We start from the raw sequence: 20,191 nt of genomic DNA, 5'->3' as shown, positions 1-20,191 counted from the left end.
CCTATGATTTATTATTCAATTTCTGTTCCGAGAGATTCCAGTGTAACCAGTTTTTTCTCCGTATCTGTTCCTGCGTCTGCATACATTTCAAGACGGTGGTATGAAAAATCTTCCGGACCGGCAGGAGCCTCCGATGTGTCTGCCGCAGGATCCAGATACCGGCAGAACGCTTCCATTACCAGATCCGGTTTCAGATTCTGTGAGCTGCCTGCCGCAAGCTGCAGATAAACAGTATCATCCTGAACAGACCAGCTGTAGATCATGGGGCGAATGTCCACTTCCTTTTCGCTTCGCTTTGTCTGCTTGATAATCCGGATTTCCGGCTGAGCAAGAAATGCCTCGAAACGGGAAGTCCAGTCTTCCGGAAGAATGCAGCGCCGGTTATGGGGCTGTACCAGATAGTCGGCGGCTGCCAGAATGGTCATGCCTGTCATTTTCTTTTCTTCTGAAATCTGCCGGAAACTTAAAACTTCTATCCCTTCCACACAGGCTTTGTTCATTCTTCGCATTGCCTCACTGCTGCTGATGGGGGCGGTGAGTTCGATATCAAAGTATTCCCCGTCGCTGCTCAGCCCGATTCCCAGAGGGCTGGCAAAGGACATAATCATATGGGGACTGTAGCCTCCGGTGAAGGCGATGGGAATATCGGCTCTTCTCATTACCTTCTGGAAAAATCGCATTACATCCAGATGGCCGATAAACCGCAGAGCGCCGTATTTTCTGAATTTAATTCTTGCCTTCATAGCAGACACCTCCTCCGAAACGCGCGGCACCGCAGCCGGAACACTGCTGACGGCAGTTGGGGGTTACGGTTTCTTTCATGGCGTTTTCCCACTCACTGCGCAGAAATTTTCTGGTTACGCCTGTGTCGATAAAATCCCACGGAAAGAGCTCGTCCTCTCCTCTTTCCCGCAGGTTATAAAAGGCAGGATCAATGCCGGTATTTTCAAAAGCCTGCATCCACAGATCGTTGTGAAAACTTTCCGTCCAGGAGTCAAACAGACATCCCAGCCGGTATGCTTCTTCTACAACTTTTCCTATTTTCCGGTCGCCCCGGGCCATAACGCCTTCCAGTACGGTAATCTGTGCGTCGTGCCAGTTGTATTTCAGGCTTTTCCGGTTAAGCTGTGCATGAAATTCGTCTTTTACAATTTCTGCTCTTCGCATATATTCCTCTGCAGTGCACATGGAAGCCCACTGAAATGGAGTAAAGGGTTTTGGCACAAAAAAAGAAGAGCTTGCCGTGATCTGGCATTTCCCGTTTCTCCGGTCTTTTGGGATTTCATAATATCTGCGGGCCACCCGGTCAGAAAGCCGGGCTATCTCCCGCATATCTTCCTCTGTCTCGGTGGGCAGACCAAGCATAAAATACAGTTTGACCTTTGTCCAGCCGCCTTCAAATGCCTGTCCGGCGCCGTCCAGGATGTCTTCCTCGGTAAGCCCTTTGTTGATCACATTTCGCATGCGCTGGGAGCCTGCCTCCGGAGCAAAAGTAAGACTGCTCTTGCGGATATCCTGTACTTTGCTCATTACATCCAGGGAAAATGCGTCGATCCGCAGAGAGGGCAGGGATATATTAATTCCCTTTCCTTTAAATTCATTAATCAGAAATGTCACCAGTTCTTTCAGTTCAGAATAATCACTGGAGCTGAGGGAACTGAGGGAAATTTCTTCGTGGCCGGTAGTTTTCAACATCGTGCGGGCATATTCCTTTAACTTATCCACATTCCGCTCTCTTGTAGGACGGTATATCATTCCTGCCTGGCAGAAACGGCAGCCGCGGATACATCCCCGCTGAATCTCAAGAACGACCCGGTCCTGGGTTGCTTTGATAAAGGGAACGACAGGTTTCATTGGATAGGATGTGTCCGTCACATCCATGACTACCTGCTTTTTTACTGTGTCCGGGGCGTGCATGTTGTTCGGTGTAAAAGACTTCAGTGTACCGTCAGTATTGTACTCCGGGTCATAAAAGGCGGGCACATAGAGGCCTTCGATCTGTGCCGCTGTTTCAAGAAATTCTTTCCGGCTCTTTCCGGAATTTTTCCAGACCTTGTATGCGTCCAGAAGTTCATCATAAACAGTCTCCCCTTCTCCGATATAAAAGATATCAAAAAAGTCTGCCAACGGCTCCGGATTGTAGGTACAGGGACCGCCTCCGATCACAATGGGGTCTGCCTCCGTCCGTTCCGATGCATGCAGGGGGATCTGACTCAGATCCAGGATCTGCAGAATATTTGTATAGCACATCTCAAACTGAATGGTAATGCCGAGAAAATCAAAATCCTGTATCGGATCCTGAGATTCCAGGGCAAAAAGAGGGATATTTTTCTCATGCAGTATTTTATCTAAGTCAGTCCATGGAGAATAGACCCGTTCACACCAGGTATCCTTCCGCCGGTTAAACATATCGTAGAGGATCTGAATACCGAGATGGGACATACCGATTTCGTACACGTCCGGGAAGCACATGGCGAAGCGGATGTCTACCTCTGACGGGTCTTTCATGACTGAATTGACTTCTCCGCCGATATACCGGGCCGGCTTTTCAATCTGCAGTAAAATATCATCGCTTAAAGCAAGTTTTCTCATTTTAAAACACCTTTCGATTGTAGGATTTATGCAACTATAAAGTCCTGTATTTTTTACTTTTTATATGAAAGCTGAAAATATTTGCGATAATTCCTATAAATTGTACTATACGGTATTTAAAATGTCAAAATGTAATCATCTTATATAACTGCAAACTTCTTTTCTATATATGCCTGTTTTTTCAACCTATCAGCTGTTATGTTTAATTCCGATTACAACTGCAATAATGCCGATATATTATAATAAATAAAGCGTGTCACATATGGGGTAAAAATTTTCCCTATGTATAACACGCTTTTTACTTTACAATGCTTTCCACACTTCTTTAATTGTATCGGCATCCATATTTTTTTCAATCTGGTTGACAATGGCCCTGCTGTCTACATCTGCTACTTTTACCTTGCTCTGGTCCATATAGACAAAGCAGACAAAACAGAGAATGCCGATTGCAAGCCGTATGTAAAAGCTGCCGCCGGATGATCCTTCCGGTTTTTCATTGTCTTTGTACAGATCCTGATATATTCTGCCGTATCTGGGATGAATGGCCGGAATCTCTCTTTTTTCATCATAAAGCTTCCGGGTCTGCCGGAGCAGTTCCCTTCTGCGAGCTTCGGAATCATTCATAAAAATACCACCGCATAATACTTGTTTGTGATATCTTATGATTCGTCCGATCAGGATATGTCCTGTTTGCAGGCAGAAAATATCAGCGGTCTGCCAGCTCGTTCGTAATGTCTTCCCAGGTCACGCCCCGCTCTACCATAAGCACCATTGCGTGATAGAGGAAATCCGAGATTTCGTATTTGATCTCTTCCGGATTCGGATTCTTTGCGGCAATAACAATTTCAGTTGCCTCTTCTCCCACTTTCTTCAGGATCTTGTCAATTCCTTTTTCAAAAAGATAATTTGTGTAAGACCCTTCCTTGGGATGGATTCTCCGGTCTTCGATTGTGCTGTACACGGATTCGAATACCTGGAGCGGATTTTTCGCGTCGTAATCTGCACCCACAATTGTGGTGTAGAAGCAGGAACGGTTTCCTGTATGACAGGCAGCTCCTACCTGGTCTACCTTTGCCAGCAGAGTATCCTTGTCGCAGTCAATGGCAAGGGATTTGACATACTGGAAATGTCCGGATGTTTCTCCTTTTACCCACTGACACTGTCTGCTTCGGCTGTAGTAAGTCATTCTTCCGGTCTTGACCGTATTATCAAAAGCCTCTTCGTTCATATAAGCCATCATAAGCACTTCGTTTGTTTTGTAGTCCTGAACAATAACCGGAATCAGTCCGTCGGAATTCAGCTTAAATTCACTGAAATCCATCATACTTTCAAAGGAAGTCATCTGAATGCCTGCGTCTGCACAGATTTCCTTAAATTCATTGAAATCCATATTCAGGCTGCTTACAAACATTCCGGATACGCCTTTAACGCCGCTGCATTTCAGAATTCTCAGAATTTCACTCTGCTCCATCGTATCAGTCAGCACAACACAGGGAAGCTCCGTTATATTCATAACAGAAGCCAGGTCAAGTCTGTGCATAAATACGATTTCCGTACTGAATTCTTCAATCAGATGCTGCTGTTTGAAAAGTGCGTCAAAATCGTTCAGTGATACGGCGATCCGCTCTTTTCCGAAGCGTTTGGATACCTCTTCAATGAGATCAATAGAAAGAGGCTTGGAAAAATTCAGAATCGCTCTTTTTGCTCCTGCATACAGGATTTTCTTTACATCTTCTGTCCTGCGGATATTTCCTCCCGCAATCATCGGGATACTGATTACCCGGTTAATCTTTTTAATCAGGTCAATGGCTTCGTCATGTTCTTCGTCCGAGTCTGACAAATCAAAGACAATCAGTTCATCGGCTCCCCGGTCACTGTACTGTTTGGCCAGTCCGACGACATCAATGGACAGAACTGTGCTGTCGTCAAACCATTTTACTGCTTTGCCTCCGTCAATAAAAATGCACGGAGTCAGTCGTTTATAACTCATTGATATTTCTCCTTCTCTATCGTGCGGCCGGCTTCATGCGTCTGTGATATAAGACTATAAGGTTCCTTTTGTAGACCACACTTCTTTTATCCTGGGTTCCTCTGAGGAAGCCATGTCAAGGGCTTTCCCGAAGGCTTTAAACAGCGCTTCTGCCATATGGTGATTGTTTCCGCCGTCCAGAATCTTCAGATGCAGATTCATAGAGGCGCTGTAAGAAACAGCATAGAAAAAGTCCTGTATCATTTCTGTATCCAGGCCGCCGATTCTGGGAACCGTAAATGCGGCGTCATACTTAAAATAGGGTCTTCCCGACAGATCTGCCGCGCACAGCGCCAGTGTTTCATCCATAGGCAGAATAAAATATCCGTATCGTTTTATCCCTGCTTTGTCTCCCAGCGCCTCTGCGATGGCCTGTCCCAGTACAATTCCTGTATCTTCTACTGTGTGGTGGCAGTCCACGTCCAGATCTCCCTTTACTTTTACACTTAAGTCAAATAGTCCGTGGCGGGCAAATCCGTCCAGCATATGATCAAAAAACGGGATTCCGGTATCAATCTGGTTGTTTCCGTTTCCGTCCAGACAAAGAGTCAGCGTAATATCCGTTTCCTTCGTTTTTCTTGTGCAGACTGCAGTTCTGTTTTCCATACAGGCACCTCCTTTTACTCTTCCGGGAAACGAACCCGGATAGAATTGGCATGAGCAGTCAGATGTTCTGCTTCGGCAAAAGCCTCGATATCTCCGTGAATTGCTTCAAGGGCCTCTCTGGAATAAGAAATGATGCTTGATTTCTTGATAAAATCATCTACAGAGAGCGGGGAGAAAAACTTTGCGGTGCCGTTTGTCGGCAGCACATGATTCGGTCCCGCAAAATAATCGCCCAGAGGCTCGCTGGAGTACTCGCCGATAAAAATTGCTCCCGCATTCCGGATACGGGTCATTACATCAAACGGATTGGCGGTCATAATCTCCAGATGTTCCGATGCAATTTCATTTGCTGCGTCAATCGCGTCCTGCAGCGTGTCCGCTACCAGAATATGTCCATAATTATCCAGAGATTTCTGAATGATCTGACCTCTGGAGAGTTCCCGGACAAATTCATCCACCTGTGCAGATACTTTCTCTGCCAGTTCCATACTTGTTGTCACCAGAATGGCGCTTGCCATTTCATCATGCTCTGCCTGAGAAAGAAGATCGGCCGCTACATAGCGGGGATTTGCCGTATCATCAGCCAGCACCAGAATTTCACTGGGACCCGCAACTGAGTCAATGCTGACATAGCCATAAACGGATTTCTTGGCAAGAGCCACATAAATATTACCCGGTCCTACAATTTTATCTACTTTTGGTATGCTTTCTGTTCCGAAAGCAAGGGCGGCAATTGCCTGGGCGCCGCCCACTTTGTAGACTTTATCAGCGCCGGCTTCATTTGCGGCCACCAGAGTAGTCGGGGTAACTTTCCCGTCTTTTCCGGGAGGGGTAACCATAATAATTTCTTCCACTCCGGCTACTTTTGCCGGCATGATATTCATAAGAACAGAGGAAGGATAAGCGGCCTTGCCTCCGGGCACATAGACGCCTACTCTGGCAAGAGCTGTGACTTTCTGCCCCAGAATCGTACCGTCCGGTTTGCTGTCAAACCAGCTGTACTGGCGCTGCTTTTCATGGTATGCTTCAATATTTTTCTTTGCTTTCCGGATGACGGCAAGAAGAGAATCGTCCACAAGACTGTAGGCTTCCTTGATCTCCTCCTCTGTCACCTGAATATTGGAAGCATTAATATCCGCTCCGTCAAACTGCTTTGTATATGCAAAAACAGCCTCATCTCTTCTGTTCTGTACATTATCCAGTATTTCTTTTACACTGGCTTCATATTTCCCATAGCTGTTGGGGCTCCTTTTGAGGAGATCTTCCAGCAAATTCTTTTTTGTACTGCTGTCCAGTTTTTCTATATGCATATCTAATCCTCCCTGAGCAGATCCCGCAGGCTGCTGATCAGTTCGCGGATCCTGTCATTTTCCATTCTCATGCTGACCGGATTGACAATCATCCGGGCAGACAGCGGACACACTTCGTCCAGAACCACCAGGCCGTTTTCTTTCAGTGTAGAGCCTGTTTCCACAATATCCACAATAACTTCAGACAGACCTACGATAGGCGCCAGTTCAATAGATCCGTTCATTTTAATAATTTCTACAGTCTGATGCCGTTTGTTGTAAAAATAGTCTTTTGCGATATTCGGATATTTTGTGGCGACCCGGATCAGTTCATGATGTTTCAGAAGCTCTGCCGCGTCTTCGTATCCGCAGACACACATCCTGCATTTCCCGAACTTTAAGTCCAGAACTTCATGTACTTTTCTCCCGGTTTCAATAATCGTGTCTTTGCCCACGACACCGATATCCGCCGCGCCGTATTCTACGTAAGTGGGCACGTCAGGGCCTTTGGCAAGGAAAAATTTCAGCTTCAGCTCCTCATTTGTGAAGATCAGTTTTCTTGAACTTTTATCCTTCATTTCATCACAGGTAACACCCAGTTTTTCCAGCATTGCAAGGGTCTTTTCGGCAAGTCTGCCCTTTGTGAGGGCAAATGTCAAATATCTCATAAGTAAGCCTCTTTTCTACTGTTTTTTTGCAGTCACAGTTTTTTCTTCTCCGGTAATCAGATTGAGCATTTCAATCTGATAGTTATCCTGAAGATACAGCATGCTCATGATCGAAGAATTTCTGGCATAATCTTCATATTTCTTTCTGTCATCTTCCGGTTCCCGTTTTATGATCTCTATATTTTTGCCTTTCGATCGGAAATTCATGGCAAGAGAGACCGCCCACTCTTCTGTAGCCTGTGTATATACGATCAGATTGCGGTAACTTGTCTCAACCCGGATCTTCTGGCGGTTCAGAGCGCTCATCAGTTCATCCACAATAATGGCAAATCCAATGGATGGCGTGCTTTTTCCGAATTTTTCCAGAAGATGATCATATCGTCCGCCTCTTACAACGGCATCTCCCGTACCATAGGTATAGGCGCGGAAAATAATGCCGGAATAATAGCCGTAGCTTCCGATCATGCTCAGGTCAAAAGTAATATGATCTTCTGCATGATATAATTTCAGCAGTTTGTAGATCTGCTGAAGCCTTGTAATTGCGAGTCTTGCATTTACATTCGGCGCCAGCCGGGCAGCCTGCTCCAGAATCTCAGGCCCGCCCATCAGCTCAGGAAGAATGTGAAATGCTTCTTTTACACTTCCCTTTACGTTTTTATTGTCCAGAATCTCATCCACGCCAAAGTAATTCCGGTTTGTAATGAGAGTGCGGAGTTCCTCCATCTCCTCTTCTTCAAATCCGGTTGTCTCCAGAAGACTCTGGATAAAGTCTACATGTCCGATGTTTACCTGAAATTCTTTCAGTCCGGTCTGTTTCAGTCCATCCACAACCATTGCAAGCATCTCGGCGTCCGCTTCAATGGAATCCAGACCGATCAGCTCTGCGCCGAGCTGTGTGTTTTCCTTTAAACGTCCCTGATAGCTTGTATGGTTAATAAAAGTATTACCTGCATAACAGAGGCGAATCGGCATATCTTCTCCCTCGAACAGCGTTGCCGCGGCGCGGGCCACTGAAGGGGTAATATCAGGACGCAATGCCAGAATATTGCCGTCTCTGTCAAAAAACTTATACAGTTCACGGGTAGAAATCGACCCGATTTCTTTTCGGAAAACGTCATAGTATTCAAAGGTCGGCGTCTGTATATCCTGATAACCATACAAATGAAGTACGGTGCTCAATTTTTTCTGCAGTGCAAGTTTGATTTCACATTCTTTGCTGTAAATATCCCGGACTCCTTCCGGAGTATGTAATTTTTGTTCCATTGAAAATCTCCCTTCACTTTACCGTGCTAACACGTTAAAATCCTTTTGTCATTATACAAAGTTTCTCTCTCCCTGTCAATCTCTGTCCGGCAATCCCGTTTTCCTAATCTTCACAAGAGGAATCTCTGCGGTCCAGGTCCTGCTGCAGACATTCCAGATAGGGAACAAAATATCCGTTTTTCAGAGAAAAAAACCATCCCGGTTCCAGCTCGTCATAGCGGAAGCTTTTCCGTCCTCCTTTTACAGATCTGTCCCAGAATTTTCTGATCTGAGTATAGGTCATATAATAGAGTTCCTCCCTGCCGGTATAATATATAAGGAGGAAGGAAATTCCGCCCTGCTGTTCGAACTTCTCCATAAAGCGGACCTGATGTTCATGAATATTCTGAAGCGGAAAGGTGTCGGCACTGCATTCTTTTGCGTCAAAGCAGACGGGAATTCCCTGAACTGCTCCGATATAATCCACAGTACTGATTTTATCAAAGTATGCAAGTGTAATATGTCGATGCTCTTTATCAATTTTTACCGGAGTTATGGGCGTAGGAATCTTCTGAATCAGAGCAAGCCCCATTTCCGAATACCGCTCATTTGTCCGGTTTATCAGTTCTTCCAATGTGGATCCCCGCAATCCCCGTGAATTCCATGTAGCCATCTTACATCACTCCCCTGTCACGGCAGATTTTTACAAACAGATCCGGCGCGTCAGCCAGCAGTTCTTTTTCAGAAAGGAGCGCCAGTTCGCCGGTACACCTGGGAAAACAGAGCCTGTAAGAATGGAGCATCTGGGACTGAAGTCCGTAGGAGCGTTTGAACCTGTCATTTATCTTCCGGTCTCCATATTTATAATCCCCGATCAGGGGATGGCCTTCCGCGGCCAGATGCGCCCGGATCTGATGCGTTTTCCCGGTGATCAGATGAACTTCAAGGAGAGTCGTTCCGCCTGCGGATCTGAGCGGACGGTACTCTGTCTCTATAAAGGCCCCGGAATGGTCCGGAACTGCTCCCTCTTTTCTGACTGTCACACGGTTTGTCCGTTGATCTTTTTCCAGATATCCTTTTAGTCTGGCTTTATGCGCCACAGTTCCACTGACAAGGCACAGATAGTATTTGCGTATGCTTCTGTCCCGGAACATCGCGCTTAATTTCTGCAGCGCGGCCAGGGATTTTCCGGCAGCCACAATACCGCTTGTATTTCTGTCCAGCCGGTTGCACACCGCAGGATGAAAGGTACGGAGTTCATCCTGCGTAATCTGGCCTGTGGACAAAAGATAAGACGTCAGATATTCCACCAGAGAAACGTCGTCAGGCCGGGCTTTCTGGGAAAGCATTCCGACAGGCTTGTTAATAAAAAGTGTATGCGCGTCCTCATAGATTATGTCCGGCTTCAGCGGATTTCCGACAGATGAGCTGTCCGGCCCCTGACCTGTAAATTCTTTGTGTTCCGAAAAGCTGTGAATGGTATCATCGGAGAGAAACAGTTTTACCGTGTCACCGGGGGCAAGAATTTCTCTGCCTTCCGCTTTTTTTCCATTGAGTGTAATGTTCTTTTTCCGCAGCATTTTGTAAAGGAAACTTTTTGGAGCGCGGTTCATGTATTTGGTCAGAAATTTATCCAGCCGCTGACCGGCCTCGTTTTCACGGATTGTCAGTTCTTTCATCCATACTCTCCTTTTCTGATATTTACCTTTCGTGTTTCTCTGACCGGTGAAGAACATTTTACGGAATGTTAATTACAGAGAAACATTCAGAAGTATGGCGCAGATTTTTTTATCCTGCGCGACAGTGTCGGCTTTTTCTACAGCGGCAATGTGATCCAGGCCTTCTGCTCTTGCCAGAAAGGGTTTGTATTCTCTGAGAATACGGACTGTAAATCCGGTAAAGCCGTTCTCATCCAGAATGTTTTTAATATGCTTCTGCGTTTCTTCCGGATCGGTTTTCGCATAATGTGTATAACCGAAAATTGTGCTGCCGGACACTACAATGCAGTCGACGGCCATAATTTTCTCCGTGCTGGTAAAGACCAGGTCGTAGCATGCAGTAAGATTTCCGGCTTTTTCGGAAAGATCCGATACGATTTTTTTGTCCACAGACCGGTAAGGAAGGCGGACGATTACGCCGACCAGCGCTTTGGCGGCAGGCAGACAGCCGAGAACGGCTGCTACAGTAAACAGATTCAGCCGGGTTTTGGTCTGAAAATAACCCAGAAGAAAAATAGCTGCTACAATTCCAAAATATATAATGGTACGGATAATCTCGATTCTTTTTTTATAAGAGAGATATCCGGGCGTTCCTTTTTCTGTTTTTTTCATGCTTTTTCAGTATCCTCTCATATATTGCCGGGTATGGTCCGGCTTTTTCAGAAATCCTGTTCAGGCAAACAGCCGGATAATCAGTCTGTGGGGAAGTATTTTTGCGCCCAGCCTTGCGGCTTTTATGGCTGCTCCGTAAACAGACAGTTCTTTTTTCGCCAGACTGTCTTTTAATGCTTTCTTTACAACTGCCGATGCATCTTTTGCAAAACGTTTTTTCAAAGGGCTGGAAGGCCCGCCGCTGATCCGGAAAAACTCTGTATTTACCGGTCCCGGACAAACAGCGGTTACAAAAATTCCCCGTTTCCTCAGTTCTCGGTTCAGCGCTCTGGAAAAGCTCAGCACATAAGCTTTCGTTGCGGCATAAACGGCAAAAGAAGGCTGCGGGCAGAACGCTGCCGCAGAGGCCAGATTAATAATCCGGCTGCCTCTGTGCAGAAACGGCAGGCAGATTTCTGTTATGCCGGTCAGAGCGCGGCAGTTTACGTTTATCATGTCTGTCTGCGCATTTTCTTCTTCTGCGGCAATTTCTTCCACAGTTCCGGTTTTCCCGAACCCTGCCGCATTGATCAGTACCCGGATGGCCGGTCTTTCATTCTGCAGCGCGGTTTTCAGAGAATGCCGGATTTTCTTTTTCGTAATATCTCCTTCAAAAATGCGTAAAGGAACCGGACACTTAACCGCCAGCTGTTCCAGACGTTTCCGTCTTCTGGCCAGAACCCAGATCTCTTCCAGATCCGGGCAGAATGTATTCAGCTGCATTACAAACTCTCTGCCCATGCCGGAGGAAGCGCCGGTTACAACGGCAATCCGCTTCATTTCATTCACTTCTTTCTGTGGATATTTCGTATGGTTTTCTTTTTCCGTTTCCCGGTTCTTTTCTGCCCTGTTCTGTCCCTGTCTGCTGCTGGCCCGCTGTTTTCAGGTCTGTTTCCGGTCCTGTTTTCCGGACGTATCAGGCATTTCGGCCCGTATCCGATCAGGTCCGTTCTTCCGGCTTTCTCCAGAGCTTCGTACACCAGAGGACGAAGCTTCGGGTTCCGGTACTGAATCAGCGCTCTCTGCATCGCTTTTTCATGAGGATTCTTCGGCACATAAACCGGTTTCATTGTCCGCGGATCCAGACCGGTATAATACATACAGGTGGACAGTGTGGAAGGCGTAGGATAAAAATCCTGTACCTGTTCCGGCATGTAGCCCAGATCCCGGCAGTACTCCGCCAGTTTTACCGCCTCTTTCAAAGTAGAGCCGGGATGGGAGGACATCAGATAAGGAACAAGATACTGCTTCTTTCCGATGGACTGATTCATCTTGTCAAAGGCACGGACAAAGGATTCATAAACCTGATGTTCCGGCTTCCCCATAAGAGACAGAACCGGAGCGGCCACATGTTCCGGTGCCACCTTCAGCTGGCCGCTGACATGGTACATGCACAGTTCCCGCAGAAACTCTTTGCTCTTGTCAGCCAGGAGATAATCAAACCGGATTCCGGAGCGGATAAAAACTTTTTTTACACCCGGCAGTGCCCGCAGTTTTTTCAGCAGAGCAACATAGTCGGAATGATCTGCGTTCAGATTGGCGCATGGTTTCGGAAAAAGGCACTGTCTGTTCCTGCACACTCCCCGGGACAGCTGTTTTTCACAGGAAGGATGCCGGAAGTTTGCAGTGGGCCCGCCCACATCATGAATATAACCTTTGAAATCTATCTCTTCAGTCATGGCCTTTGCCTCTTTCAGAAGAGATTCATGGCTTCGTGTCTGTACAATCCTTCCCTGATGAAAGGTAAGGGCACAGAAACTGCATCCGCCGAAACATCCTCTGTTGCTGATCAGACTGAATTTTATCTCAGAGATGGCGGGAACTCCGCCCAGCTTTTCGTAAGAAGGATGAAAAGTACGGGCATAGGGAAGATCGTAAACATCGTCCATTTCTGTCTGCGTGAGCGGTTTGGCCGGCGGATTCTGTACCACATACAGGTGATCGTTATACTGTTCTGCCAGCCGGCGTCCGGTATAGGGATCTGTATTCTGGTACTGTGTGTAAAAACTTTCGGCATAGGCTTTTTTTGACTGTTTCAGCTCTTCAAAGGAGGGCAGGAATTCAGCGTCGAAAATATCTTCCCGGTTTTTTATTTTGACAACAGTCCCGTCAAGATAAGTCAGATCTTTCACAGAGATGCCGGAGTCCAGGGCTTCAGCGATTTCTACAATGGAGCGCTCTCCCATTCCATAAGAAATGATATCGGCTCCGGAGTCCAGAAGCACCGAACGTTTCAGACGGTCCGACCAGTAATCATAGTGGGCAAGCCGGCGCAGGCTGGCTTCAATGCCGCCCAGAATAACCGGAACATCTCTGTATGTCTGACGGATCAGATTGCCGTAAACCACACAGGCATAGTCGGGACGTTTTCCCATTTCCCCGCCGGGGGTATAGGCATCGGTTTTTCTCTTTTTCTTTGAAACGGAATAATGATTTACCATGGAATCCATATTGCCGGCTGATACGAGGAATCCCAGGCGGGGCCTTCCGAAAACGTCAATGCTTGCGGGATTTCTCCAGTCGGGCTGGGAGATAATTCCCACCCGGTATCCGTGGGATTCCAGCACCCGGCTGATTACTGCATGTCCAAAAGAAGGATGATCTACATAGGCGTCCCCGATAATATAGGCGAAATCCACCTGATCCCATCCTCTTGCCTCCATATCCTTCCTGCTCAGGGGCAAAAATGTCTGTTCCATGAATTAATGTCTCCTGCATCTTTCATAAGTATTGTCTCTGATTTCATAATAATCATGAATAAAATAATCAGCCAGCCTTTTCTTTTCTTCTTCGTCCGGCCGGGAAAAGGCATCGTCCACGGCACATACTTCCATGCCCGCGTTTTTTCCCGCCAGGATCCCGTTTGGCACATCCTCAAAAACGAGACATTCTCCCGGTGAGACCCGGAGATCATCGGCCACTTTCAGATACACATCCGGGGCGGGTTTCCCGGCAGCCACTTCGCAGGATGTACGCACGGAATCAAAAAAGCCGGCCAGATTCCGGGCGTTCAGAGCCGCTTCGGCAATCTCCCGGTTATTGCTTGTAGCGATGCCAAGCTTTACTCCTGCGCGCCGCATGGATTCCAGAAATTCCACGGCTCCGGGTTTGGGGAAGACTTTTGTCGCATAGAGCCGGATGGTCATATCCCGCCACTCCTTCATTACCTGTTCTACCGTACGGTCCAGAGTAGAAAATGTATCCACGAAGTACTGAGCTGTTTCCGTATAGCTTCGTCCTTCGATATCTTTATGAAACGTCTCCGGCGGAGACAGATGATATTTTGTCATATAAATCCGGTCCACTTCCGGCCAGATCCACATCGAATCCACAAGGGAACCGTCCATATCAAAGATAACTGCCTTTTTGCCTTTTAACATAATTTTTCAACCTCTTCCTTTGTCAGCCTTCTGTATTCACCGGGGCTGAGCTTTTCATCCAGCTTCAGGGAACCCATCTGAATCCGCTTCAGAAAAAGCACTTCTTTTCCCGCCGCATGAAACATTCGTTTCACCTGATGGAACCGGCCTTCCCGGATCGTCAGCAGAACTCGGGACCGGTCTGCCGATGAGAGAATCTCAAGGACTGCCGGCATGGTCTTTTTCTCATCTCCGATGTCTACTCCCGCAAGAAAATGTTCTGCATCTTCCCGGGTTACTTTTCCGTCGATTTCTGCATAATATACTTTATCTACATGTTTTCCCGGAGCCAGGAGACGGTGAGCCAGATTTCCGTCATTTGTAATCAGAAGAAGACCTTCTGTATCTTTGTCCAGCCGCCCTACCGGGAAAAGGTCTTTCCGTTTTCGCTCCTGGAGCAGATCCAGCACGGTGCGCTCCTTTTTGTCTTCGGTTGCGGACACCACCCCGGCCGGTTTATTGAGCATAAAATATTCATACGGCTCATACGCTGCCTTTACGCCGCAGTAAAAGACCGTATCACTGTCCGTCTCGATTTTCAGCTCCGGACGGACGGCAGAAGATCCGTTTACTGTAACACTTCCTCTGGCAATCTGCTGTTTAACCTGAGATCTTGTGCCGAATCCCATGTCTGCCAGATATTTATCCAGTCTGATTTTCATGCTGACATCCACCGCCATCCGGGAAGATATTTGTTTTTCAGCGTCTGGTTTACAAGTTTTCCGAATCCCAGCGGATAACCGTCTACGCAGACCAGATACCATCCCTTTTCCTTTGGAGAAACCAGGTCTTCCACATCCAGAGTCTCTCCTTTCAGATATTTGATTACCCGTTCATCCCGGACGGAAAAATCCAGAGTATGGCGGTACTCCTCCTTTTTCAGATTCATGGCGAGCGCCTGACTGGGCTCAAAACGGTTCTTTTTCAGTTCTCCGAGGAGAAGTCCGGTTCTCAGGAAACGGATGCCTTTCATGGACGGCAGTCCGTCCGGCATAAAGTATACTTTTCCTCCCCTGATCTCTATCCGTGCAGGATCAAAATCCCTGGAGACAAGAGAAAGAAAATCCGCCAGTTCTTCGGGAAGTCTGTCTTTTCCTTTTCCTGAAGAAACCTGCTCTGCGCGCAGAGGCTTTTCGCCCTCTTTTTTCAGCAGCGCCAGATAATGGCCCTCGCCCTCCATCCGGTGGGGAAAGATACGTACCGTTCTGGCAAGCTCGGGGTTTTTGCTGTCGGATTCCTCCGGAATGCCGGAAGAAAATCCGCTGTAGGGCCGGATATCGCAGATCCTGAATTCGGGATATTCGCGAAGTAGATACTCGACCGTCTTTTCATTTTCTTCCGGATCAAAGGTACAGGTGGAATACAGAAGCATACCGCCCGGCGCAAGCATCTGCGCTGCCTGTGTTATGATGCTTTTCTGAATTTTGGAAAAATATTCCGGCCCATGTTCTTCCCAGGCCCGTATCATTTTTTTGTCTTTGCGGAACATGCCCTCGCCGGAACAGGGAGCGTCAATAAGAATTTTATCAAAGTATTCCGGAAAGCGGGACACCAGTTTGCCCGGTTCTTCGCTGAGCACCAGCACATTTCCGATTCCGAACAGTTCCAGATTCTTCAGAAGTCCTTTTGCTCTGGAACTGCTCAGATCATTGGCCGCAAGGATTCCGGTCCCATTGAGTCTGGCTCCCAGTTCTGTTGCTTTGCCGCCCGGAGCAGCACATACGTCAAGTACTCTGTCACCGGGATCAACAGGCAGGCGGTCGGCGGGAGTCATGGCACTGGGTTCCTGGAGATAGTATAAGCCTGCAAAATAGTAAGGATGTCTGGCAGGCTGATAAAGCTCCCCATCAAAATAAAAACCATTTTCAATCCAGGGTACAGGGCGCAGCGGCCAGGGAGCGATTTCCAGAAATTTTTCGACCGAAATTTTCGCTGTGTTTACACGGAGGCCGTAATGGCGCGGCAGATCAAAACATTTTTCGTAATTCTCATAATCGCCGCCAAGCAGCCGTTTCATCTTATTGACAAACGTCTCCGGTAAATTCATCTTATTTCCTCCGATTAAATATGTAATGTATGTTTCTCTGACGATGCAGAAAAAACTCAATGTAGCTAGTATATCACGATTTGCATTTGCGGAAAACCCTTCATTGCGAAAAACGGTACCGGATCCTGTGCTGCTCTGTATACTTCAGAACAGGATAGGGATTTACGCTGATTTCCTGTCCGCTGTCATACAGATAAATCCCAAGGTGAAGATGAACGGGGAAATTCCCTGTTGTACCCTCCACAGTACTGTAACCGCTGTCTCCCATATATCCCAGCAGATCTCCTGCTTCTACCCGGTCCCCTTCTTTCAGATCCGCATAAGAAGCAAGATGCGCATAATAGAAGTAAGCGCCGCCGGGGGCGTCAATACCGATGCGCCATCCGCCCAGTTCCAGCCAGCCCATACTTCTTACAGTCCCGTCCGTCATGCTGACAACGGGATACAGCCCTCTTTCATCAACAGAGGGCATAATATCTGTCCCTTCATGCTGTCTGCTTCCGCCATAATCTCTGTCAAACATCCAGGAATTGACAAAAGATACCGTCATATCTGTACGGTTGGACGCCTCTGCCACCGGAAAATACTCCAGATCATCCCAGACTGCCCTGCAGGCAGACACATAGCTGTCCCATCCGGGACGCTGTTCCCACCTGTTCTTTCCCTCCCGCATCTGTTCCAGTGTTTTCCTTCTGTCTGTTCTGCCGAAATCTGTCTCCAGCATACAGATACCGAGCATTTCGCCCGGAAAATCCATTTCTTCCGCTTCCTGAAGTATTTCCTCGTCCAGAGGCTGGCTGCGGAAATCCATGGAAAATACAGTGTCTTCTGTCAGCCGTGTAATCTGGGCGGATTCTCGCAGCCGGCCGAGAAAAATACCGGAAAACAGGAGGACAGAAAACAGAAAAACCGAATATCTTTTTATTCGTTTCAAAAAAACCCCCTTTTTCTTTTACTATATGATTCGTACATAAAAGGCATGCGCGGATCATATAACTGAAATAATCATGCAGGAAAAGGCAGGTTTCTCCTTTGAAACATTTTTCAACTACTGTGCTGATCACACTGATATTCGGGACAATGCTTTTGTTCCCGAGAGCTGTGTTTAACGGGGCAAGCGAAGGGCTGCTGCTGTGGTTTCAGATTGTTTTCCCCACCTTATTTCCCTTTATGCTGATTACGAATCTTTTGATGGAATCCGGAGGTCTTGCATGTATCTCCCGTATATTACGCCGGCCTTTCCGCCGGATATTCGGTGTGTCGGGAAACGGCTCTTTTGCGGTTCTGGCAGGATTTCTGTGCGGTTATCCCATGGGAGCAAAAGTAACTGCGGATCTGCTGCGGACAGGCAGAATTACCGGAAATGAGGGACAGTACCTGCTTTCTTTCTGCAATAATACAAGCCCTGTCTTTATTATAAATTTTATTGTATGGAAGACACTGGGGAAGGACCGGCTCCTTCTTCCCTCTCTTATTGTACTGATGGGAGCGCCTGTTCTGCTGAGCTTCATTTTCCGGAAATTTTATCTGGAAAAAGGGAGCCGCTTTTTCCAGGAAACTGCCGCTTCAGAAAACGGTCCGGGACGGCAGCAGGACTTTTCTCTGATAGATACCTGCATGATGAACAGCTTTGAGTCTATTGTAAAAGTAGGAGGTTATATTATACTGTTCTCCGTTATTCTTTCTCTCCTGTCAGAATCCGGACAGCACAGCCCGGTTTTTACAACACTGGCAGCCGTCCTGGAAATGACGAACGGAATTCTTATCATAGACAGTCTTGATGTGCGGCTGTCTCTGTCCTGGGCTCTGATTATGGCGCTTACATCTTTCGGCGGACTGTGCTCTGTGGCGCAGACACAATGTATGATACAGGATACCGGTCTGAAAACATCTCACTATATTATACAAAAACTGGCTGCCGCAGGGGCAGCCAGTCTTCTGGCAGTTTTTTATCTGAATTTTTTGCAGCCTGTTTTCTAGAAATTTTCATCCTCTGATGAAGAATAGTCATCATCTTCCGGGATATCCAGCTCTGCACGATTGGAACGTACAGTATCATAGCACTCCTGAAGAGAATTGATCAGGCCGTCATATTTTGTTGTATAACTGTCCAGTGTATGTCCGATAATACTCTCGGCATTTGCAAGAAGATCATCCGTGTACTGAATTGCTCCGATGCGAATGGCATTTGCGTCAGACGTGGCGTTGTCGATTATTTCCTGCGCCTGAGCGGTAGCCTGAGTTACGATCTCATTGGCCTGGGCATAAGCCTGCTGCATAATCTCATGCTCACTGACAAGCTCTGTTGTCTGTACCTGAGCCTCCTCAATCATGGAATCCGCCTTTGCCTTCGCGTCGGCAAGAATGGCGTCCCGGTTTGCGATAATCTTCTGATATCTCTTGATTTCTTCCGGAGTCTTCAGACGGAGTTCTCTCAGCAGTTCCTCCAGATGCTCCTTATTAACAACAATCTTAGTCGTAGACAGCGGCTGATATTTACAATCCCTGTCGATGTACTCTTCGATCTCATCAATAATCTGTTCAATGCGGCTGCTCATGATTACACTCTCCTTTTGTATTCATCTTTTTCTTAAGTTCCACAGCGACCGCTTCCGGCACAAACTGTGACAAATCTCCCCCAAAAGCGGCAATTTCTCTTACTGTGGTGGAACTCAAATACGAATATTGTATACTTGTAGTTAAAAACATGGTTTCAACCTTTGGTTCCAGTTTGTGATTCGTCTGTGACATCTGAAGTTCATATTCAAAATCTGTGATCGCTCTCAGTCCTCTGATGATCAGCCGGGCATCCATGCAGGATGCAAAATCAACGAGCAGGCCGTCGAACGGCACAATTCTGACATTTGGCAGACTTCCCGTCACTTCCTTTAACATTTTAACACGTTCTTCTACAGAAAACAACGGCATTTTCGCTTTATTATTCAGCACTCCGACGATTAATTCATCTACGATTTTGCAGGATCTCTGTATAATATCACAGTGCCCGTACGTAACCGGGTCAAAGCTTCCCGGATAGATTGCTCTTAACATATTTCTTCCTTCCCTGCCTTCTCAATAAAGACATGTTTATTTGTCTTATATACTTTTTCTCGGAAGACGTGCAGTCCCAGTTCATTTACATAGGAAAAATCCGTATCTTTCGATGCCTCGACAATGATCATCGTATCTTCATATATAAGCCCGGATTCTGCCAGATATATGAGCACGTTCTTTTCATAGTCTCTGTCATAAGGAGGATCCATGAAAATGATATCAAATACTTTTTCTCCTTCCAGTCTGTACAGTGCATCCATCACATCTCTGGTAATCGTAACAGCCCTGGTTTCCAGGCGTGTGAATTTCAGGTTTTCTTTGATGCAGGACATAGCTCTGGGATTTTTTTCCACAAAGAAAGCTTCTTTTGCTCCTCTGCTTAAGGCTTCAATTCCGATTCCGCCGCTTCCGCTGAAAAGATCGAGAAAAACACTGTCGTATACAGACGGTCCGATAATATTAAAAAGCGTTTCTTTTATCCGGTCGGTGGTAGGTCTTGTCTCCATGCCGTCCAGGGTCTTTAACCGCAGGCTTCTGGCACTTCCGGCGATTACTCTCATATGGCGACACTCCTTTTACTATAACTATGCTGAATTTTAGCAGAAAAAAGCACTCAGGTCAATCCCGAGTGCTTTTCTCTCATTTTCTGTCAGACAATGGTTATTTGCCTGCCATCTGTTTTTCCTGCTGTTCGATCATTTTCTTGACCATATATCCACCTACAGATCCGTTCTGCTTGGACGTAAGGTCTCCGTTGTAACCGTCAGTCAGCGGTACACCGAGCTCATTTGCAACCTCGTACTTGAATTTGTCCAGAGCGCCTTTTGCCTCCGGCACTGCTGCTCTGTTGGATGAACGACTTGCCATGATCTTTTT

22 protein-coding genes are annotated in these 20,191 nt (G+C 46.9%); 1 reads left to right on the top strand and 21 read right to left on the bottom strand.

The window, feature by feature from the left end; translation table 11 throughout:
* Positions 1–11 precede the first annotated feature (11 nt).
* From AC0QUU_RS09720 to AC0QUU_RS09640, 17 genes are all read right to left on the bottom strand, one after another.
* Positions 12–743, bottom strand: coding sequence for a TIGR03936 family radical SAM-associated protein (locus AC0QUU_RS09720; RefSeq protein ID WP_474542418.1), 732 nt, complete (start codon positions 741–743; stop codon positions 12–14).
* Positions 727–2,592: a TIGR03960 family B12-binding radical SAM protein gene (locus AC0QUU_RS09715; RefSeq protein ID WP_474542417.1), complete on the bottom strand. Its 1,866-nt coding sequence runs from the start codon at positions 2,590–2,592 to the stop codon at positions 727–729. The genes AC0QUU_RS09720 and AC0QUU_RS09715 overlap by 17 nt, the downstream gene beginning before the upstream one ends.
* Positions 2,593–2,895: 303 nt before the next feature.
* Complete coding sequence (locus AC0QUU_RS09710; RefSeq protein WP_474542416.1) at positions 2,896–3,216, bottom strand: hypothetical protein; 321 nt, start codon at positions 3,214–3,216, stop codon at positions 2,896–2,898.
* Between the two features lie 82 nt (positions 3,217–3,298).
* On the bottom strand, positions 3,299–4,582 hold the full coding sequence (gene hisIE / locus AC0QUU_RS09705; protein ID WP_474542415.1) for a bifunctional phosphoribosyl-AMP cyclohydrolase/phosphoribosyl-ATP diphosphatase HisIE: 1,284 nt from the start codon (positions 4,580–4,582) through the stop codon (positions 3,299–3,301).
* 54 nt (positions 4,583–4,636) lie between these two features.
* Positions 4,637–5,227 carry an imidazoleglycerol-phosphate dehydratase HisB gene (gene hisB / locus AC0QUU_RS09700; RefSeq protein WP_474542414.1) on the bottom strand — a complete coding sequence of 197 codons (591 nt, stop codon included), beginning with the start codon at positions 5,225–5,227 and terminating at the stop codon, positions 4,637–4,639.
* 14 nt (positions 5,228–5,241) lie between these two features.
* Positions 5,242–6,537, bottom strand: a complete 1,296-nt coding sequence (gene hisD, locus AC0QUU_RS09695) for a histidinol dehydrogenase (RefSeq protein WP_474542413.1) — start codon at positions 6,535–6,537, stop codon at positions 5,242–5,244.
* Positions 6,538–6,539: 2 nt separating this feature from the next.
* The gene (gene hisG / locus AC0QUU_RS09690) at positions 6,540–7,184 is read right to left on the bottom strand and encodes an ATP phosphoribosyltransferase (protein ID WP_474542412.1); all 645 of its coding nucleotides are present in this window, start codon (positions 7,182–7,184) and stop codon (positions 6,540–6,542) included.
* Between the two features lie 15 nt (positions 7,185–7,199).
* Positions 7,200–8,447: an ATP phosphoribosyltransferase regulatory subunit gene (gene hisZ / locus AC0QUU_RS09685; protein ID WP_474542411.1), complete on the bottom strand. Its 1,248-nt coding sequence runs from the start codon at positions 8,445–8,447 to the stop codon at positions 7,200–7,202.
* 103 nt (positions 8,448–8,550) lie between these two features.
* A complete protein-coding gene (locus AC0QUU_RS09680; RefSeq protein WP_474542409.1) occupies positions 8,551–9,099 on the bottom strand; it encodes a Holliday junction resolvase RecU in 549 nt (182 codons plus the stop codon).
* Between the two features lies 1 nt (position 9,100).
* A complete protein-coding gene (locus AC0QUU_RS09675) occupies positions 9,101–10,105 on the bottom strand; it encodes a pseudouridine synthase (protein WP_474542408.1) in 1,005 nt (334 codons plus the stop codon).
* A gap of 72 nt (positions 10,106–10,177) precedes the next feature.
* Entirely contained in the window at positions 10,178–10,756 is a 579-nt protein-coding gene (locus AC0QUU_RS09670; RefSeq protein WP_474542407.1) for a hypothetical protein, read from the bottom strand.
* Positions 10,757–10,816: 60 nt separating this feature from the next.
* Positions 10,817–11,575: an SDR family NAD(P)-dependent oxidoreductase gene (locus tag AC0QUU_RS09665; protein ID WP_474545557.1), complete on the bottom strand. Its 759-nt coding sequence runs from the start codon at positions 11,573–11,575 to the stop codon at positions 10,817–10,819.
* Between the two features lie 5 nt (positions 11,576–11,580).
* Positions 11,581–13,494 (bottom strand): YgiQ family radical SAM protein, encoded by a 1,914-nt coding sequence (locus AC0QUU_RS09660; RefSeq protein WP_474542406.1) that lies wholly within the window; start codon positions 13,492–13,494, stop codon positions 11,581–11,583.
* A 3-nt stretch (positions 13,495–13,497) separates the two neighbouring features.
* A complete protein-coding gene (locus AC0QUU_RS09655) occupies positions 13,498–14,175 on the bottom strand; it encodes an HAD family hydrolase (RefSeq protein ID WP_474542404.1) in 678 nt (225 codons plus the stop codon).
* Positions 14,169–14,876 (bottom strand): pseudouridine synthase, encoded by a 708-nt coding sequence (locus AC0QUU_RS09650; RefSeq protein WP_474542403.1) that lies wholly within the window; start codon positions 14,874–14,876, stop codon positions 14,169–14,171. The genes AC0QUU_RS09655 and AC0QUU_RS09650 overlap by 7 nt, the downstream gene beginning before the upstream one ends.
* Complete coding sequence (locus tag AC0QUU_RS09645) at positions 14,873–16,261, bottom strand: RsmF rRNA methyltransferase first C-terminal domain-containing protein (protein ID WP_474542401.1); 1,389 nt, start codon at positions 16,259–16,261, stop codon at positions 14,873–14,875. The genes AC0QUU_RS09650 and AC0QUU_RS09645 overlap by 4 nt, the downstream gene beginning before the upstream one ends.
* 100 nt (positions 16,262–16,361) lie before the next feature.
* On the bottom strand, positions 16,362–17,195 hold the full coding sequence (locus AC0QUU_RS09640; RefSeq protein ID WP_474542400.1) for a M23 family metallopeptidase: 834 nt from the start codon (positions 17,193–17,195) through the stop codon (positions 16,362–16,364).
* 98 nt (positions 17,196–17,293) lie between these two features.
* Between AC0QUU_RS09640 and AC0QUU_RS09635 the strand changes: the two genes are divergently transcribed.
* Positions 17,294–18,241 carry a nucleoside recognition domain-containing protein gene (locus AC0QUU_RS09635; protein WP_474542398.1) on the top strand — a complete coding sequence of 316 codons (948 nt, stop codon included), beginning with the start codon at positions 17,294–17,296 and terminating at the stop codon, positions 18,239–18,241.
* Here the strand turns inward: AC0QUU_RS09635 and AC0QUU_RS09630 are convergent.
* From AC0QUU_RS09630 to AC0QUU_RS09615, 4 genes are all read right to left on the bottom strand, one after another.
* Positions 18,238–18,819, bottom strand: a complete 582-nt coding sequence (locus tag AC0QUU_RS09630) for an ATP synthase subunit B family protein (RefSeq protein WP_474542397.1) — start codon at positions 18,817–18,819, stop codon at positions 18,238–18,240. The two genes, AC0QUU_RS09635 and AC0QUU_RS09630, sit on opposite strands and share 4 nt — an antisense overlap.
* Positions 18,803–19,312: a pantetheine-phosphate adenylyltransferase gene (gene coaD, locus AC0QUU_RS09625; protein ID WP_474542396.1), complete on the bottom strand. Its 510-nt coding sequence runs from the start codon at positions 19,310–19,312 to the stop codon at positions 18,803–18,805. Before coaD ends, AC0QUU_RS09630 begins: the two co-directional genes overlap by 17 nt.
* Entirely contained in the window at positions 19,306–19,875 is a 570-nt protein-coding gene (gene rsmD, locus AC0QUU_RS09620; RefSeq protein WP_474542395.1) for a 16S rRNA (guanine(966)-N(2))-methyltransferase RsmD, read from the bottom strand. The genes coaD and rsmD overlap by 7 nt, the downstream gene beginning before the upstream one ends.
* Before the next feature lie 100 nt (positions 19,876–19,975).
* Positions 19,976–20,182 carry an alpha/beta-type small acid-soluble spore protein gene (locus AC0QUU_RS09615; RefSeq protein ID WP_087160530.1) on the bottom strand — a complete coding sequence of 69 codons (207 nt, stop codon included), beginning with the start codon at positions 20,180–20,182 and terminating at the stop codon, positions 19,976–19,978.
* Between the last annotated feature and the right edge of the window lie 9 nt (positions 20,183–20,191).

This window comes from Mediterraneibacter sp. HA8405 (genome assembly GCF_056148955.1).
The sequence above is the reverse complement of the archived record's forward strand: the minus strand, read 5'-3'. Positions and strand labels throughout refer to the sequence as shown.

Bases quoted from the DNA above. Each gene is read 5' to 3' on its own strand.
- coaD (WP_474542396.1), bottom strand. From the start codon at position 19,312: ATGTTAAGAGCAATCTATCCGGGAAGCTTTGACCCGGTTACGTACGGG.
- hisD (WP_474542413.1), bottom strand. From the start codon at position 6,537: ATGCATATAGAAAAACTGGACAGCAGTACAAAAAAGAATTTGCTGGAA.
- AC0QUU_RS09675 (WP_474542408.1), bottom strand. From the start codon at position 10,105: ATGAAAGAACTGACAATCCGTGAAAACGAGGCCGGTCAGCGGCTGGAT.
- AC0QUU_RS09655 (WP_474542404.1), bottom strand. From the start codon at position 14,175: ATGTTAAAAGGCAAAAAGGCAGTTATCTTTGATATGGACGGTTCCCTT.
- hisB (WP_474542414.1), bottom strand. From the start codon at position 5,227: ATGGAAAACAGAACTGCAGTCTGCACAAGAAAAACGAAGGAAACGGAT.
- hisZ (WP_474542411.1), bottom strand. From the start codon at position 8,447: ATGGAACAAAAATTACATACTCCGGAAGGAGTCCGGGATATTTACAGC.
- AC0QUU_RS09720 (WP_474542418.1), bottom strand. From the start codon at position 743: ATGAAGGCAAGAATTAAATTCAGAAAATACGGCGCTCTGCGGTTTATC.
- AC0QUU_RS09650 (WP_474542403.1), bottom strand. From the start codon at position 14,876: ATGAAAATCAGACTGGATAAATATCTGGCAGACATGGGATTCGGCACA.
- rsmD (WP_474542395.1), bottom strand. From the start codon at position 19,875: ATGAGAGTAATCGCCGGAAGTGCCAGAAGCCTGCGGTTAAAGACCCTG.
- AC0QUU_RS09670 (WP_474542407.1), bottom strand. From the start codon at position 10,756: ATGAAAAAAACAGAAAAAGGAACGCCCGGATATCTCTCTTATAAAAAA.
- AC0QUU_RS09645 (WP_474542401.1), bottom strand. From the start codon at position 16,261: ATGAATTTACCGGAGACGTTTGTCAATAAGATGAAACGGCTGCTTGGC.
- AC0QUU_RS09660 (WP_474542406.1), bottom strand. From the start codon at position 13,494: ATGGAACAGACATTTTTGCCCCTGAGCAGGAAGGATATGGAGGCAAGA.
- AC0QUU_RS09615 (WP_087160530.1), bottom strand. From the start codon at position 20,182: ATGGCAAGTCGTTCATCCAACAGAGCAGCAGTGCCGGAGGCAAAAGGC.
- hisIE (WP_474542415.1), bottom strand. From the start codon at position 4,582: ATGAGTTATAAACGACTGACTCCGTGCATTTTTATTGACGGAGGCAAA.
- AC0QUU_RS09665 (WP_474545557.1), bottom strand. From the start codon at position 11,575: ATGAAGCGGATTGCCGTTGTAACCGGCGCTTCCTCCGGCATGGGCAGA.
- hisG (WP_474542412.1), bottom strand. From the start codon at position 7,184: ATGAGATATTTGACATTTGCCCTCACAAAGGGCAGACTTGCCGAAAAG.
- AC0QUU_RS09710 (WP_474542416.1), bottom strand. From the start codon at position 3,216: ATGAATGATTCCGAAGCTCGCAGAAGGGAACTGCTCCGGCAGACCCGG.
- AC0QUU_RS09715 (WP_474542417.1), bottom strand. From the start codon at position 2,592: ATGAGAAAACTTGCTTTAAGCGATGATATTTTACTGCAGATTGAAAAG.
- AC0QUU_RS09630 (WP_474542397.1), bottom strand. From the start codon at position 18,819: ATGAGCAGCCGCATTGAACAGATTATTGATGAGATCGAAGAGTACATC.
- AC0QUU_RS09680 (WP_474542409.1), bottom strand. From the start codon at position 9,099: ATGGCTACATGGAATTCACGGGGATTGCGGGGATCCACATTGGAAGAA.